Origin of the sequence: Streptomyces sp. NPDC058619, from assembly GCF_042717785.1 — a bacterium.
Lineage (GTDB): Bacteria > Actinomycetota > Actinomycetes > Streptomycetales > Streptomycetaceae > Streptomyces.
The window spans coordinates 81,305-95,657 of sequence record NZ_JBHXQN010000011.1; the positions used below are offsets into that span (position 1 = coordinate 81,305).

Below are 14,353 nucleotides of genomic sequence, written 5' to 3' on the forward strand. Positions count from 1 at the left end.
CCGCCCGGACGGCGGGCGCCGCGCCGTTCGACTCTGTGGATCTCGGGGTTACCCTCGCCCCCATGACCTCCACAGACAGCACGAAGCAGCCCCCGGCCAAGGCGCCCGCCAAGGACCCGTGGGACCTCCCCGACGTCTCCGGCCTCGTCGTCGGCGTCCTCGGCGGCACCGGCGACCAGGGCCGGGGCCTGGCGTACCGGCTCGCCCGGGCCGGCCAGAAGGTGATCATCGGCTCCCGCGCCGCCGACCGCGCGCAGGGCGCCGCCGCCGAACTGGGCCTCGGCGTGGAGGGCGCGGACAACGCCGACTGCGCCCGGCGCAGCGACATCGTCATCATCGCCGTCCCGTGGGAGGGCCACGCCAAGACCCTCGAATCGCTCCGCGAGGACCTCGCCGGCAAGCTCGTGGTGGACTGCGTCAACCCGCTGGGCTTCGACAAGCAGGGCGCGTACGCCCTCCCGGTCGAGGAGGGCAGCGCGGCCCAGCAGGCGGCCGCTCTGCTCCCGGACTCCCGGGTCACGGCCGCCTTCCACCACCTCTCGGCGGTCCTGCTCCAGGACGAGTCGATCGACGACATCGACACCGACGTGATGGTGCTGGGCGAGTCCCGCGCCGACACCGACCTCGTCCAGGCCCTGGCCGCCCGCATCCCCGGCATGCGCGGGGTCTTCGCGGGCCGCCTGCGCAACGCCCACCAGGTCGAGTCCCTGGTCGCCAACCTGATCTCCACGAACCGCCGCTACAAGGCCCACGCGGGCCTGCGCGTCACGGACGTCTGAGCCGGACGGCCGCCGGGGCGCCGAAGGCCGTCAGCTCCGGCGGCCCGGACGGCCCTCGGCGGCGCCCAGGTGCGCGATCCCTCCGCCCACAGCACCTCGGCCGCCTCCTCACGCCGCGCCCGCGGATCGCTGCCGCGCCGGGCGCGCTGCACGGGCAGGGCCTTCTGGCCCAGCTCCCCGCCGAGGCGCAGGCAGACCTGGCGGATCGGACGCTCCCAGTTCTCCACCACGTCCACGGCGCGGGCGTCGCCCAGGCAGAGGGTCTCGTCCTCGATCCCGTTGCGCACGGGCACCCACGCGGGGCCCGTGTTCTGGAATGCGCCATGACGGACAGCAGCACCGAGGTCGCCCGTACCTCGCGCTCCTAGAAGTCATTGTCGCTGCGGACGCGGACGCGGCCGTTCCCGTCGAGGAGCAGCACCGACACGTCGGCGTCGCCGGCTCCGGAGGCGCTCGTCCAGCCCAGGCTCACGACCACCGAGCCGGCGTCCTCGCCGAGGGCGGCCAGGCTGACGTTCGCACCCTTCGGGATCTCCTGCATGTCTTCCCCCCACTCCCGGCGCCGTCGGCACGGGCCGGGCGGGGCCGGGCTGTCGCTCCGTGCACGCCCGTGCGAGGCGTACCGCCGAACCGTAGTGCCGGGCCATCCGGAAGATCGGGAAAGGGTCAAAAGGGACCGGATGTGACCGAAGGTGTCTTTACGGAAGCACGGCGGCGCATGGGGGACACTGGTGGGGCTCTACCCCGTCCCGTGTTTCCGAGGAGCTCTCCCCATGCCCCGCCTTGCCGTCTTCGCCGTGATCGTCTGCGTCCTCGCCGTGGCCGCGGCCGTCGTCGCCTTCGTGGAGGGCAGCTTCCTCGGGATCGTCTGGGTCCTGCTGGCCGGCCTCACCTCGAACCTGGCCTGGTACTACCAGCGCAAGGCCAAGGCCGGGAAGGCCACCGCCACCCGCACCGCCGGCTAGACGCCCGTCCGGCCCGCGACCGGTCAGCTCTGCGGGAGTGCGCAGATGCCGTCCGGGTCCTGCCAGAAGGTGTAGAGCCGGCGGCCGCAGTACGTGTCCAGGTCCGGGACGCCCAGCCCGGACAGCAGACCGCGCACCACGTCGAAGAAGAACGTGTTCACCTCCGGGATCCACAGCAGCGCGAACACCGCGATCAGGCCGAACTGTGCCAGCGGCGCCATCTCGCGGCGGACCCGGTGCGAGAGCCACGGCTCGATGACCCCGTAGCCGTCGAGGCCCGGGACCGGCAGGAAGTTCAGGATCGCCGCCGAGACCTGGAGCAGGGCGAGGAACGCGAGCGCGAAGCGGAACTCCAGCGGTACCCCGTCCAGGGCGTCCAGCCAGAACGGGGCCGTGCAGACGACCGCGAAGGCCACGTTCGTCAGCGGGCCCGCCGCCGAGATCAGGCTGTGCTTCCAGCGGCCCTGGATCCGGTCGCGCTCGATGAAGACCGCGCCGCCGGGCAGGCCGATCCCGCCCAGGATCACGAAGAGCACCGGCAGGACGATGCTGAGCAGCGCGTGCGTGTACTTCAGGGGATTCAGCGTCAGATAGCCCTTGGCGCCCACCGAGAGGTCGCCGCCGTGCAGCGCGGTGCGGGCGTGCGCGTACTCGTGCAGGCAGAGGGAGACGATCCACGCCGAGGTCACGAAGAGGAACACGGCCAGGCCGGCGCTCGTCGAGTACCCGGTCCACACCGCCCACCCGGTGACCGCCATGACGGCCGCGATGCCGAGGAACACTGCGCTGATCTGCCGCTCGCCGCGGCTTCCCTGATGACCCATGCGGCGAAACCTATCCCGGGGCCCGCCGATAAAGGGGTGCGGGTCCAGGTCCCGCTGCGGGGACAATGGCCCGGTGCGTTACGCGATCCTCGGCACCACCCTGGCCCTCCGCGACGACGGGAGCCCCGTCGCCGTCGGCGGAGCGCGCCTGCGGGCGCTCCTGACAGCCCTCGCGCTGCGGCCTGGGCGGGCGGTGCCGGCGCACCTGCTGGTCGTCCAGGTGTGGGACGGCGACCCGCCCGCCGACGCCCCGGCCGCCCTCCAGGCGCTGGTCGCCCGGCTGCGGCGGGCCCTGGGGCACACGGCCGTGCGGTCCGCGGAGGGCGGCTACCTGCTGGCCGCCGAGCGCGAGGACGTCGACCTGTACCGTTTCGAGCGCCTCGCCCGGGCCGGCGCCTCGGCGCTCGCCGACGGGGACGCGGCCAAGGCGGGCGCCCTGTACGAGGAGGCGCTCGCGCTGTGGCGCGGCCCCGCCCTGGCCGACCTCCCGGACCCGTCGGCCGCGGAGTCCGCGCGCTGGGAGACCGTACGGACGGACGCGCGCCGGGGCCGGCTCGCCGCGGCCCTCGCCCTGGGCGAGGCGGAGCGCGTCCTGCCCGAGCTGACCGCGCTGTGCGCCGGGCAGCCGCTGGACGAGCCGCTGCACGCGCTGCGCATCCGCGCGCTGCGGGACACCGGACGGCCGGCGCAGGCCCTGGCCGCCTACGAAGCGGTCCGCCGGGACCTGGCCGCCCGCCTGGGCGCCGACCCGGGCCCGGAGCTGCGCGCCCTGCACACCGCGCTCCTGTCACCCCCCGCCGCCCCGCACCCGGCCGCGCTTTACCCGGCCGCTTCCTACCCCGCCGCCCCGCACCCGGCCGCTTCCTACCCGCCCGCCCCGCACCCGGCCGACCCCCACCCCGCCGCCGACCCGCACCGGGAAGGCTCCGGGCCGGGACCCGGGCCGGCCGTCCCGGGGGCCGGACCGCGGACCCCCGCCCCCGGCCCGCACCCCGCCGACGCGCCGCCCGGCGGTCCGGACCGGCCGGGGAACCTGCGGGCCCGGCTCACCACCTTCGTCGGCCGCGAGGACGACATACGCGTCATCGGGGCCGACCTCGCGCGGGCCCGCCTCGTCACCCTGCTCGGGCCCGGCGGAGCCGGGAAGACCCGGCTGTCCCAGGAGTCCGCCGAGGCGCACGCCGGCACCGGCCGCCCCGACGGGGTCTGGCCCGACGGGGTCTGGCTGGTCGAACTCGCCCCCGTCGACGACCCGGAGGACGTCGCCGAGGCCGCCCTCGCCGCGCTCGGCGCCCGCGAGACCAAGCTGCGCGGCGCCTCCGTCGAGGAGATGCGGGCGCTCACCGACCGGGCCGGCGACGACGCCCTCGGCCGCCTCGTCGAGCACTGCGCGCGCCGCCGCCTCCTGCTGCTGCTCGACAACTGCGAGCACGTCATCGGCGCGGCCGCCGCACTCGCCGAGCGGCTCCTCACCCACTGCCCCGGCGTCCAGATCCTGGCCACCAGCCGCGAGCCCCTCGGCGTACCGGGGGAGTCCCTGCGCCCGGTGGAGCCGCTGCCCGACCCCGTCGCGCTGCGGCTGCTGAACGACCGCGGGGCCGCCGCCCGGCCGGGGTTCAGCGTGGACGAGGACCCGGCCGCCGCCGTCGAGATCTGCCGGCGCCTGGACGGTCTGCCGCTGGCGATCGAGCTGGCCGCGGCGCGGCTGCGGCTGCTCACGCCGCGCCAGATCGCCGACCGGCTGGACGACCGCTTCCGGCTGCTGACCAGCGGCGCCCGTACGGTCCTGCCCCGCCAGCAGACGCTGCGGGCGGTCGTGGACTGGTCCTGGGACCTCCTCGACGGGCCCGAGCGCGCCGTCCTGCGCCGGCTCTCTGTGTTCGCCGGCGGCTGCGACCTGACCGCCGCCGAGGCCGTCTGCGCCGACCCCTCGTACGACGTCGCCGACGTCCTCGGCTCCCTCGTCGACAAGTCCCTCGTCGTCGCCGCACCCGGCCCGGACGGCTCCGGCATGCGCTACCGCCTCCTGGAGACCGTCGGCGAGTACGCCGCCGAGCGCCTCGCCGGGACCGGCCACGACCGCGCGGCCACCGAGCGCCGCCACCTCGTCCACTACCGCGAACTCGCCCGCACCACCGAACCCCGGCTGCGCGGCCACGGCCAGCGCGCCGCCGCCGACCTGATCGCCACCGAGTACGAGAACCTGCGCACCGCCCTGCGCCGGGGCGTCGCCGCCCACGCCGCCGGAGAGGTGCTGTGCCTGGTCCACTCCCTCGTCTGGTACTGGCACATGCACGACCTGCGCGCCGAGTCCCGCCACTGGTCCGAGGCGGCCGCCGCCCTCGGCCCCGACCCCTTCGCGGAGCCCGCAGTCCCGGCCGGGCCGGTGTACGGGCGGATCGTGGACGCACCGCCGCCCTACACCGGGGAGCTGCTGACCGAGGGATGGCGCGGCATCCAGATGATCCGCCTGGCCTCCCGCGACCAGGGCGACGGCTCCTGGGACACGCCCGAGGTCCGCACCCAGGTCGAACGCATGCTCGCCGTGTACCGGCCGGGGCTCCCGCAGACCTGCCGGCCCCCCGCCGGCCTCTGGGTGTACGCCGTCATGATCGCCGGTGACGCCGAGCTGCTGCGCCGGGTCATCGACGAGACCGTGGACGTCGCCCGCGTGCTCGGCTACGACTGGGAGCTGGCCTCGGCCCTCCAGCTGCGCGCCAACATCCTCGCCAACCGCGCCGACTGGGGCGGCGACGCCGCCCGCGACGCCGACGAGAGCCTGGCCCTCTTCCGGGCGCTCGGCGACGACTGGGGCTGCGCCGAGGCGCTGTCCGCCCGCGCCGAGTCCCTGGAGAAGCGCGGCCTGTACCCCGCGGCCACCCAGGACTTCCGGGCCGCGATCGAGCACGCCGAGCGGCTCGGAGCCAAGGCCCAGGTCACGGTCCTGCGCGTACGGATGGCCGGGACCCTCACCGAGGCCGGCCGGTCCGAGGAGGCCGAGGAGATCCTCACGGAGATCACCGCCACCGTCCGGCGGCACGGCAACGAGGCCATGCCCGCCGCCCGGATGTTCCTCGCGGGCATCCTCGGCCGGACCGGGCGCATTCCCGAGGCCCGCGTCCAGCTCCAGACGCTGCGCGAGGAGTTCTCCTTCGGCGCCTACGCCGTCTTCGACGTGTTCCTCCTCGCCACGATCGCCTGGCTGGACAACCAGGAGGGCAAGGTCGAGGACGCGCTCCGCGTGCTCCGCGGCGGGGCGCTCGCGGCCCGCGACCCGCTCGCCCTGATGGTGGCGCCGCAACTGCCCGCCGTCTACCTGCTGACGGCGTCCGTCTCCCTCGCCTCCCCCGGCGGCCCGGAGCGGGTGCACGACGCCGCGCGCCTCGTCGGCGCCTACCGGCGCCACCTGCCGCCGGGGCACGTCCCGGTCACCACCGAACGCGCGGAAGCCGCCCTCGCCGAGAAGCTGGCACGGGCGGCGCTGGGCGACGCCGCGTACGAGGCGGCGTACGCCGAGGGCGGTGGCCTCACCCTGGAGGAGGCCACCGCCCTCATCTGACCCGGCCTCCGCCGGGGTCCGTCCGGGACGCGATCCGGAACGGACCGGTCCGCGGGTCAGGTCTTCTGGCGGAACTTGCGGACGGCCAGCGGCATCGTCACCAGCGTGATGCCGACCGACCAGGCGAGCGTGATCCACACGGAGTTCCCCAGCGGGGTCCCGTTGATCAGGCCACGGGCCGCGTCGGCCAGGTTGGACAGCGGGTTGACGTCGGTGAAGCTCTGCAGCCAGCCGGGCATCGTCGTCGTCGGGGCGAAGATCGAGCTGCCGAACTGCAGCGGCATCAGGACCAGCATCGCCACGCCCTGGACGGCCTGGGGGGTCTTCATGGTGAGACCCAGCAGGATGAAGATCCACATCAGCGAGGACCCGAAGACCGCCGCCAGTCCGATGGAGAGGAACAGGTCCAGCACGGAGGACTTGATCGACAGGCCGAGCAGGAAGCCCATGCCGAGCAGGATCGCGATGGCGACCATCATCCGGCCGAGCTCGACCACGATCTTGGCGATGAGCACGGAGGAGCGGGCGATGGGCATGGACCGGAAGCGGTCCATCACGCCCTTCTTGAAGTCGTCGTTGACCCCGGTGCCGACACCCATGGCGATGTTCATGCCCATCATGGCCATGAGACCCGGGACCACGTAGTTGACGTACTCGCTCTGGTTGCCCTTGCCGGCGATCGCGCCGCCGAAGACGAACACGAACAGCAGCGTGAAGATGATCGGCATGAACAGGACGTCGAACATCGACTCCGGGTCCTGCTTGATCTGCAGGACGTTGCGCCGGGCCAGGGCGCCGATGTGGCGGAGGTTGCCGCGCAGGCCGATCCGGCCCTCGTCGGCGAGGACGGGCCCCCCGGCCGGGGCGGCCGCGACGGGACTGGGCTTCGTGGTGACGGTGCTCATGCCGCGACCTCCTGGGTCTTCTCGGTGGGAACGGAGTCCTCGGCGGAGGGCTTCTGTCCGGTGATGGACAGGAACACCTCGTCCAGGCTGGGCAGGTAGGTGCTGATGTCGGTGATCCCGTACCCCCGGGCGGCCAACAGGCCCACCACGGCGGTCAGCTGCTCGTCGGCGAGGATCGGGACCAGCAGGGCGCCCTCGTCCGGGACGGCCTGGGAACCGGCCACCCCGTCCAGACCGGCCTCGGCCAGCGAGCGGGCCATGCCCGGCAGGTCGGCCGGGTCGCTGGGGCGGATCCGCAGGGTCCGGCCGCCGACGCGCGCCTTCAGCTCGTCGACCTTGCCGTTGGCGATGACCTTGCCCTTGTCGATGACCGTCAGCTCGCTGGCCAGCTGCTCGGCCTCCTCCATGTACTGGGTGGTGAGCAGGACGGTGGCCCCCTCGGCGACCATCCGCTGCACCTCGTCCCACACCTCGTTGCGGGTACGGGGGTCCAGCCCGGTCGTCGGCTCGTCCAGGTACAGCACGGCCGGGCTGCCGATCATCGAGGCGGCCAGGTCGAGCCGCCGCCGCATGCCGCCGGAGTAGTTCATCACGGCCTTCTTCGCGGCGTCCGTGAGGGAGAACCGCTCCAGCAGCTCGTCCGCGCGCAGGCGGGCGCCCTTGCGGGAGAGGTCCAGCAGCCGGCCGATCATGTAGAGGTTCTCCCAGCCGGAGAGCTTCTCGTCGACCGAGGCGTACTGGCCGGTCAGGCCGATGGTGCGGCGCAGCTGCCGGGGCTGGCGGACCACGTCGAAGCCGGCGACGAAGGCCGTGCCGGCGTCCGGGGTGATCAGGGTGGACAGGCAGCGCACCAGGGTGGTCTTGCCCGCGCCGTTGGGGCCGAGGACCCCGAGGACGGTGCCCTCGCGGACGTCCAGGTCGACCCCGTCCAGGGCTTTGGTCTCGCCGTAGTGCTTGACCAGTCCCCGCACCACCACGGCGTTGGGATTCTTGTCGTTTCGCGTCATGCCGACCATGGGACCATCCGCCACTGACAAAGCACCGACAGATGGCCGACAGCGAACCGACGGGGGACCGACGGGAAACCGACAGGGCACCGACCGCCGGGGGCCCGGGCGGCGCACGGCCCGCCGACATCGCTGCCGGCGGGCCGTCGCGCACCGCTCACCCCGTCAGTGGAAGGCGTGCTCCGCCTGCGGGAACGTCCCGCCGACCACGTCCTCGGCGAAGGCCTTCGCCGCGTCGCCCATCGTCCGGCGGAGGTTCGCGTACTGCTTGACGAACTTCGGCATCTTCCCGCCGGTCAGGCCCATCATGTCCGTCCACACCAGCACCTGCGCGTCGCACTCCGAGCCGGCGCCGATGCCGACCGTCGGGATGTGCAGCGACCGGGTCACCTCGGCGGCCAGCTCGGCCGGGACCAGCTCCAGCACCACCGCGAAGGCGCCCGCGTCCTGCGCCGCCTTGGCGTCGCGCAGCAGCTGGTGCGCGGCCTCGTCCCCGCGCCCCTGGACCCGGTAGCCCATGGCGTTGACGGACTGCGGGGTCAGGCCCAGGTGGGACATGACCGGGATGCCGGACTGCACGATCAGCTCGGTCTGCGCCAGCGAGCGCTCCCCGCCCTCCAGCTTGACCGCGCCGACCCCGGCCTCCTTGACCAGGCGGGTGGCGCTGCGCAGCGCCTGCACGGCGCCTTCCTGGTACGAGCCGAACGGCAGGTCGCCGACGATCAGCGCGCGGCTGGTGCCGCGTACGACGGCGGCCGACAGCAGGGTCATCTCGTCCATCGTGACGGGGACGGTCGTCTCGTAGCCGAGGTGACAGTTCCCCATCGAGTCCCCGACGAGCATGACCGGGATGCCGGCCTCGTCGAAGACGGACGCGGTCATCGCGTCGTAGGCGGTGAGCATGGGCCACTTCTCGCCGCGTTCCTTGGCGAGGGTCAGGTCGCGGACGGTGATGCGCCGGGTGCCCGTGCCTCCGTACAGGGTGGGGGAGGCCGCTGATGCGGGTTCGCGGGCAGGCGAAACGGCATGCGTCATGGCAACTGCTCCTTGTGTCATCTCGAGGCGCCCTCACGGCGTCCCCGGACTCACCCACCATGGTGGCATCCGGGCGGCCCCGGACGGAAGTGGTACGCAGGCACGCCCGACCCGCGCGGTCCAATGTGCGCGTTTCGTGACAAGCGGAACCCCGTGCGCACGGCCGTTCGTCCTCCCGGACGTACGGCCGCGACAGGCGGCCGTGACGTACGGCACGGAAGGCCGCGTCCATCGCCTAGGGTCAAGGGGCGGGGACGCAGCGCAAGCACGGCAGTGAGGGCAGTGGCATGGCACAGGCGTACATGACGGAAACGGGAAACGGCGGCTCGGAGCCCGAGCCCTCCGAATCCCGCCTCCGGCGGCGTCTGGTCGCCCTGCGCGGCGACCGGGGGATCTGGCGTCGCGGGCTGGTGCTCGCCGCCGTCGCCGCGCTGATCTCACTCGTCATGATCTTCCACGCCGACCTGCCCAACGACGTCGGCAACCTCGGCAGCCTCACCGAGACCTTCCTGCCCTGGCTCGGCCTGGCCGTCCTGGTGCTGCTGGCCTGCGCGGTGTACCGGAAGTCCGCGACCGCGCTGATCGCGATACTGCTGACGGCCGTGGTCTGGGCGAACATCTTCGGCGGCCTGTTCACCGACAAGTCCGGCACCGGCGGCAACCTCACGGTCGCCACCCACAACGTCGACGCGGACAACGCCGACCCCCACGGCACCGCCGAGTCGGTGGCGGCGGCCGGGGCCGACGTGCTGGCCCTGACCGAGCTGAAGTCGGGCGCCGTCCCCGTCTACGAGAAGGCCCTCGCGGCCACGTACAAGTACCACTCGGTCGAGGGCACCGTCGGTGTGTGGAGCAAGTACCCGCTGTCCTCCAGCAGCCCCGTGGACATCAAGATGGGCTGGGTCCGCGCCATGCGGGCCACCGTGACCACCCCGGTCGGCGACATCGGCGTCTATGTCGCGCACCTGCCTTCCGTACGGGTCAAGCTGAACGCCGGGTTCACCGCCAACCAGCGCGACGACAGCGCCGACGCGCTGGGCGCCGCGCTCGCCTCCGAGCCGCTGAAGAAGGTCGTCCTGCTCGGCGACCTCAACGGCACCATGAACGACCGGGCCCTGTCCGAGGTCACCTCGCAGATGCGTTCCACGCAGGGCGCGGCGGGCGACGGCTTCGGCTTCAGCTGGCCGGCGCAGTTCCCGATGGCCCGGATCGACCAGATCATGGTCCGCGGGATGAAGCCCGAGGCCTCCTGGACCCTCCCGCGCACCGGCAGCGACCACCTGCCCGTCGCGGCCCGGGTCACCGCCAAGCCGTAGCCGTACCGCAGCCGTACCGCAGCCGTTCCGCACGCGAAGGGGCCCGGCAGCTCTCCCGGAGAGCGGCCGGGCCCCTTCGCGTGGTCCTACGCCTGCTCGCGCCAGCCGTTGGTGATGGGCAGCCGGCGGTCCTTGCCGAAGCCCTTCGCGGAGATCTTGGTGCCCGGCGGGTACTGGCGCCGCTTGTACTCGGCGGCGTCCACCATCCGCAGGGTCCCGGCCACCATCTCCGGGTCGAAGCCGGCCGCGACGATGGCGTCCAGCCCCTGGTCGCGGTCCACGTACATCGCCAGGACCGCGTCGAGCACCGGGTAGTCCGGCAGCGAGTCCGTGTCCACCTGGCCCGGGCGCAGCTCGGCGCTCGGCGGCTTCACGATCGAGTTCTCCGGGATCGGCGGGATCTCGCCGCGCTCGGCCGCGGCCCGGTTGCGGTACGCGGCGAGCCGGAAGACGTCCGTCTTGTAGAGGTCCTTGATGGGGCCGTACGCGCCCACCGAGTCGCCGTAGAGGGTGGAGTAGCCGACGGCCAGCTCGGACTTGTTGCCCGGGGCCAGCACGATGTGGCCCTCCTGGTTGGAGAGCGCCATCAGCAGCGTGCCGCGCAGCCGGGCCTGGAGGTTCTCCTCGGCGAGCCCGGTGAGGCCCAGCGAGCCCATGTACGCGTCGAACATCGGCTCGATCGGCACGGTCCGGAAGTTCAGGCCGGTGCGGTCGGCGAGGTCGGCCGCGTCGCCCTTGGAGTGCTCCGAGGAGTACTTCGAGGGCATGGAGATGCCGTACACGTTCTGCGCGCCGACGGCGTCGCAGGCGAGGGCGGCCACGAGCGCGGAGTCGATGCCTCCGGAGAGCCCGATCAGGACGGAACGGAACCCGTTCTTCCGGACGTACGCACGCAGTCCCACCACCAGCGCGTCGTAGACCTCCTCGTCGTCGTCGAGACGGTCGGCGTAGCCGCCGGCCACCACCGGCTCGTACGGCTCCACGGGCTCCTCGGAGAGGATCACGCGGTGGACGCGCAGGCAGTCGTCCACGATGCCCTCGGGGGCGTCGGCGCGGGCCGCCGGCAGGTCGAGGTCGACGAGCACGCACCCCTCGGAGAACTGCGGGGCGCGGGCCAGGACCTCGCCGGAGCCGTCCACGACGATCGAGTCGCCGTCGAAGACCAGCTCGTCCTGCCCGCCGATCATGGCGAGGTAGGCGAGGGTGCAGCCGGCCTCCCGGGCCCGCTTGCGGACCAGGTCGAGGCGCACGTCGTCCTTGTCGCGCTCGTAGGGGGAGGCGTTGATCGAGATCAACAGCCCGGCCCCGGCGGAGCGGGTGGCCGGGACGCGGCCGCCGTCCTGCCACAGGTCCTCGCAGATGGCCAGGGCGACGTCCACGCCGTGGACCCTGACGACCGGCTGGGTGTCGCCCGGCACGAAGTACCGGAACTCGTCGAACACGCCGTAGTTGGGGAGGTGGTGCTTGGCGAACCGGAGCGCCACCCGCCCGCGGTGCAGGACGGCCGCCGCGTTCTCCGGCGAGCCGGCCGGCTTGCCGAGCCGGGGTACGGCCTGCTCGGTGCGGTCGAGGTAGCCGACGACGACCGGCAGTTCGCCGAAGCCCTCGGCCGCGAGGCGCTGCGCGAGCTCGCGCAGCGCGGTGCGGGACGCCTCGACGAAGGACCCGCGCAGCGCGAGGTCCTCGACGGGGTACCCGGTCAGCATCATTTCCGGGAACGCCACCAGATGGGCGCCCTGCTCGGCGGAGTGCCGGGTCCAGTGGACGACCGAGTCGGCATTGGCGGCGATGTTGCCAACGTGCGAGTCGATCTGATTCAGAGCGAGGCGTAGTTGAGGCACGGGGCCCAGTCTAATCGTCTTTCTGACGCGATGTCCGGGCCCCCGCCCTTTTCCGGGGTCGGCTCAGCCGATCGGCCCGGTGTACTGCACGTCGTCGAGCAGGGAGCCCGCGGAGACGTCCGCGCTGATGGTCTTGGTGCCCTCGGGCACCTCGAACGCCACGAGCCCGCTCGCGGAGGCGCCCGGCAGGATCGTGCCGCTGATCATCTTCGGCACGGTGCCGTCGAAGAGGAGCTTGGCCGTCATGCCCTTGTCGTCACGGACGTTGGGCACGGCGTAGACCACCTCGTGCGGCTTCGTGGAGTCATTGGTGATGGTGATGGTCATCTGGACCGCGTTCTTCACCTTCTCCTGGCCGTACAGGGTCTCCGGCTTGTACTTCTTCAGCCCCGAGAGGCTCACCTTGACGCCGTCCTCGTACGCGAAGGTCTCGCCGAAGGGCAGCGCGGTGTCCAGGCCCGGGACCTGGGAGGGCGACGGCGACGCCGACGGCCAGGCCTCGTCGTCGGGGTAGAGCTCGTCCAGCTCGCGCTGCTGGCGGTCGACGCTGCGTTCGATGCGGTCGGTCGCCTCGTCCATGACGTACGCGGTGAGGAAGAAGCCGCCGACGGACGCGCCGAGGCCGAGGACGCCCAGGACGGTGCCGACGATGGACATCGTCTTGCGCGGGGCGCCGTTGGAGGCGCGGACGAGGGCGGCGATGCCGAGGCCCAGGCCGGTCGCGGCCAGGAGCCCGCCGACCCAGAAGAACAGCGGGACGAGGCCGAGCAGGACGCCGGCGATGCCGAGGACCAGGGAGGCGACCGCCATGCCGTTGGCGGTCGGCGGGCCCTGCGCGTACCCGGCGTAGGCGGCGCCGCCGCTGTACCCGTAGCCGGGGCCGGGCTGCGCCCAGGGGTTGCCCGCGCCGGGGCCCGCGGGCCCGCCGGGGCCCGCGGGGGCTGCCGGTCCGCCGGGGGCCGCGCCGAACGGCGGCGGGGCCGGGGCAGCGGGCGGGGTGGGCGGCGCGAACGGCGAGGGGGCCGGCCCGAAGGCGGGGGCGCCGGCGGGCGCGGCCGGGGCGTCGGCGGCGGTCCCGGTCCCGGCGGCGGGCGCCTCGGGCGCGGCGGCAGCTTCCTGCACGGGCGGCGCGCCGGGGGTGGGGGCGCCGGCGGGGACGTCCGCCGGGGTCCCGGGCGCGGCCGGGGCCTGCTCGGCGGCCGGAGTCGGCTCCGGGGACGGGGTCTTGTCGAACGACAGCGTCCGCGCGGGCGGCGCCGGTATGGAGGCCGCCTCGGGTATCGGCGTACCGTCCGGCTCCGTCGGCGGGCCGGTCGGGTTGCTGGGCGGATTCGGCGGAGTGCTCATACCGGCGCAGACGTCCTTCTGTTGCGGCTGTCGTGATCTCCGTAAGAGTCCCACGCCGCCGCCCCGCGTCCAGCTGATTTCCGTACCGTCCGGACCGGCCGGGGCCGGACCGGTACCGTACGGCGCCGCGTCAGAGCCGGTAGCCGAGCACCGTCGTCATTCCGGACTCGGAGTGGTAGACGTTGTGGCGGTGCATCATCCACAGGCCCGGTTGTCGGCGTCGGAGTCCAGCCGGTCGTCCAGGACGACCACCCACTCCTTGCGTAGGCGAGGGGCTCCCTGGGGTCCTCGATACGAGCGGGGCGTAGAGCCCGCGGCCCTGCTGCACGCCGGTGTGCGGGTGGAACCAGTACGTCCCGGGGTGCGGGACGGTGAAGGCGTACGCGAAGGAGCCGCCCGGCGCGATGTCCCGCTGGGTCAGTCCCGGTACGCCGTCCATGTCGTTGCGCAGGGCGGGGCCGTGCCAGTGCAGGGAGGTGGCCTCGGGGAGGTTGGTGGCCAGGTGGAGCGCGAGCGTGCCGCCCGCGGTGGCCCGGACCTCCCGGCCCGGCAGCGTGTCCCCGTACGCCCGGGAGCGGACGGTGCGGCCGCCGCCGAGGTCGAGGAGGGCGCCGGGGAAGGCCGCGGCCGGTTCGGCGGGGTTGCCCGGGAGGGCCGTGGCCGGTTCCGGCCGGGCCTGCGGGGGCGGCGGCGCCGACGCGCAGTGGTGAGGCTCACGGCGGGCGGCCTGAGCCGAAGGGGCCGCCGGGGCAACGGAGTGGGCCGCGGCGCCGTC

At 73.7% G+C, this 14,353-nt stretch carries 11 protein-coding genes and 2 pseudogenes; 4 read left to right on the forward strand and 9 right to left on the reverse strand.

The window, feature by feature from the left end:
- The first annotated feature begins 62 nt into the window (after nt 1–62).
- Nucleotides 63–779 (forward strand): NADPH-dependent F420 reductase, encoded by a 717-nt coding sequence (gene npdG / locus ACFWTC_RS13780; protein WP_384027863.1) that lies wholly within the window; start codon nt 63–65, stop codon nt 777–779.
- 77 nt (nt 780–856) lie between these two features.
- On the opposite strand, the pseudogene ACFWTC_RS13785 reads toward npdG, so the two are convergent.
- Nucleotides 857–1,096, reverse strand: a pseudogene (locus tag ACFWTC_RS13785) (hypothetical protein); the annotation flags it as partial.
- A 47-nt stretch (nt 1,097–1,143) separates the two neighbouring features.
- Nucleotides 1,144–1,320, reverse strand: a complete 177-nt coding sequence (locus ACFWTC_RS13790) for a TerD family protein (RefSeq protein ID WP_383924974.1) — start codon at nt 1,318–1,320, stop codon at nt 1,144–1,146.
- Between the two features lie 232 nt (nt 1,321–1,552).
- Here ACFWTC_RS13790 and ACFWTC_RS13795 point away from each other — a divergent pair, with 232 nt between their 5' ends.
- Nucleotides 1,553–1,744: a hypothetical protein gene (locus tag ACFWTC_RS13795; protein WP_383924971.1), complete on the forward strand. Its 192-nt coding sequence runs from the start codon at nt 1,553–1,555 to the stop codon at nt 1,742–1,744.
- 23 nt (nt 1,745–1,767) lie between these two features.
- Here the strand turns inward: ACFWTC_RS13795 and ACFWTC_RS13800 are convergent, their stop codons facing one another.
- Nucleotides 1,768–2,568, reverse strand: a complete 801-nt coding sequence (locus tag ACFWTC_RS13800) for a site-2 protease family protein (protein WP_383924969.1) — start codon at nt 2,566–2,568, stop codon at nt 1,768–1,770.
- Between ACFWTC_RS13800 and ACFWTC_RS13805 the strand changes: the two genes are divergently transcribed.
- Nucleotides 2,567–6,127 carry a BTAD domain-containing putative transcriptional regulator gene (locus tag ACFWTC_RS13805; protein WP_383924966.1) on the forward strand — a complete coding sequence of 1,187 codons (3,561 nt, stop codon included), beginning with the start codon at nt 2,567–2,569 and terminating at the stop codon, nt 6,125–6,127. The genes ACFWTC_RS13800 and ACFWTC_RS13805 overlap by 2 nt on opposite strands.
- 56 nt (nt 6,128–6,183) lie before the next feature.
- Here ACFWTC_RS13805 and ACFWTC_RS13810 read toward each other — a convergent pair whose 3' ends face one another.
- From ACFWTC_RS13810 to panB, 3 genes are all read right to left on the reverse strand, one after another.
- A complete protein-coding gene (locus ACFWTC_RS13810) occupies nt 6,184–7,032 on the reverse strand; it encodes an ABC transporter permease (RefSeq protein WP_383924963.1) in 849 nt (282 codons plus the stop codon).
- Entirely contained in the window at nt 7,029–8,039 is a 1,011-nt protein-coding gene (locus tag ACFWTC_RS13815) for an ATP-binding cassette domain-containing protein (protein ID WP_383924960.1), read from the reverse strand. The genes ACFWTC_RS13810 and ACFWTC_RS13815 overlap by 4 nt, the downstream gene beginning before the upstream one ends.
- Nucleotides 8,040–8,204: 165 nt before the next feature.
- Nucleotides 8,205–9,074, reverse strand: coding sequence for a 3-methyl-2-oxobutanoate hydroxymethyltransferase (panB, locus tag ACFWTC_RS13820; RefSeq protein WP_383924957.1), 870 nt, complete (start codon nt 9,072–9,074; stop codon nt 8,205–8,207).
- 287 nt (nt 9,075–9,361) lie between these two features.
- Between panB and ACFWTC_RS13825 the strand changes: the two genes are divergently transcribed.
- Nucleotides 9,362–10,390 (forward strand): endonuclease/exonuclease/phosphatase family protein, encoded by a 1,029-nt coding sequence (locus ACFWTC_RS13825; RefSeq protein ID WP_384027862.1) that lies wholly within the window; start codon nt 9,362–9,364, stop codon nt 10,388–10,390.
- A gap of 86 nt (nt 10,391–10,476) precedes the next feature.
- Here ACFWTC_RS13825 and ACFWTC_RS13830 read toward each other — a convergent pair whose 3' ends face one another.
- From ACFWTC_RS13830 to ACFWTC_RS13840, 3 genes and pseudogenes are all read right to left on the reverse strand, one after another.
- Entirely contained in the window at nt 10,477–12,231 is a 1,755-nt protein-coding gene (locus ACFWTC_RS13830) for an NAD+ synthase (protein WP_383924951.1), read from the reverse strand.
- Nucleotides 12,232–12,294: 63 nt separating this feature from the next.
- Nucleotides 12,295–13,578, reverse strand: a complete 1,284-nt coding sequence (locus tag ACFWTC_RS13835; RefSeq protein WP_384027861.1) for a DUF4190 domain-containing protein — start codon at nt 13,576–13,578, stop codon at nt 12,295–12,297.
- Between the two features lie 225 nt (nt 13,579–13,803).
- Nucleotides 13,804–14,182, reverse strand: a pseudogene (locus ACFWTC_RS13840) (multicopper oxidase domain-containing protein); the annotation flags it as partial.
- Nucleotides 14,183–14,353 lie beyond the last annotated feature (171 nt).

Bases quoted from the DNA above. Each gene is read 5' to 3' on its own strand.
- ACFWTC_RS13800 (WP_383924969.1), bottom strand. From the start codon at position 2,568: ATGGGTCATCAGGGAAGCCGCGGCGAGCGGCAGATCAGCGCAGTGTTC.
- panB (WP_383924957.1), bottom strand. From the start codon at position 9,074: ATGACGCATGCCGTTTCGCCTGCCCGCGAACCCGCATCAGCGGCCTCC.
- npdG (WP_384027863.1), top strand. From the start codon at position 63: ATGACCTCCACAGACAGCACGAAGCAGCCCCCGGCCAAGGCGCCCGCC.
- ACFWTC_RS13815 (WP_383924960.1), bottom strand. From the start codon at position 8,039: ATGACGCGAAACGACAAGAATCCCAACGCCGTGGTGGTGCGGGGACTG.
- ACFWTC_RS13810 (WP_383924963.1), bottom strand. From the start codon at position 7,032: ATGAGCACCGTCACCACGAAGCCCAGTCCCGTCGCGGCCGCCCCGGCC.
- ACFWTC_RS13835 (WP_384027861.1), bottom strand. From the start codon at position 13,578: ATGAGCACTCCGCCGAATCCGCCCAGCAACCCGACCGGCCCGCCGACG.
- ACFWTC_RS13795 (WP_383924971.1), top strand. From the start codon at position 1,553: ATGCCCCGCCTTGCCGTCTTCGCCGTGATCGTCTGCGTCCTCGCCGTG.
- ACFWTC_RS13825 (WP_384027862.1), top strand. From the start codon at position 9,362: ATGGCACAGGCGTACATGACGGAAACGGGAAACGGCGGCTCGGAGCCC.
- ACFWTC_RS13805 (WP_383924966.1), top strand. From the start codon at position 2,567: ATGCGGCGAAACCTATCCCGGGGCCCGCCGATAAAGGGGTGCGGGTCC.
- ACFWTC_RS13790 (WP_383924974.1), bottom strand. From the start codon at position 1,320: ATGCAGGAGATCCCGAAGGGTGCGAACGTCAGCCTGGCCGCCCTCGGC.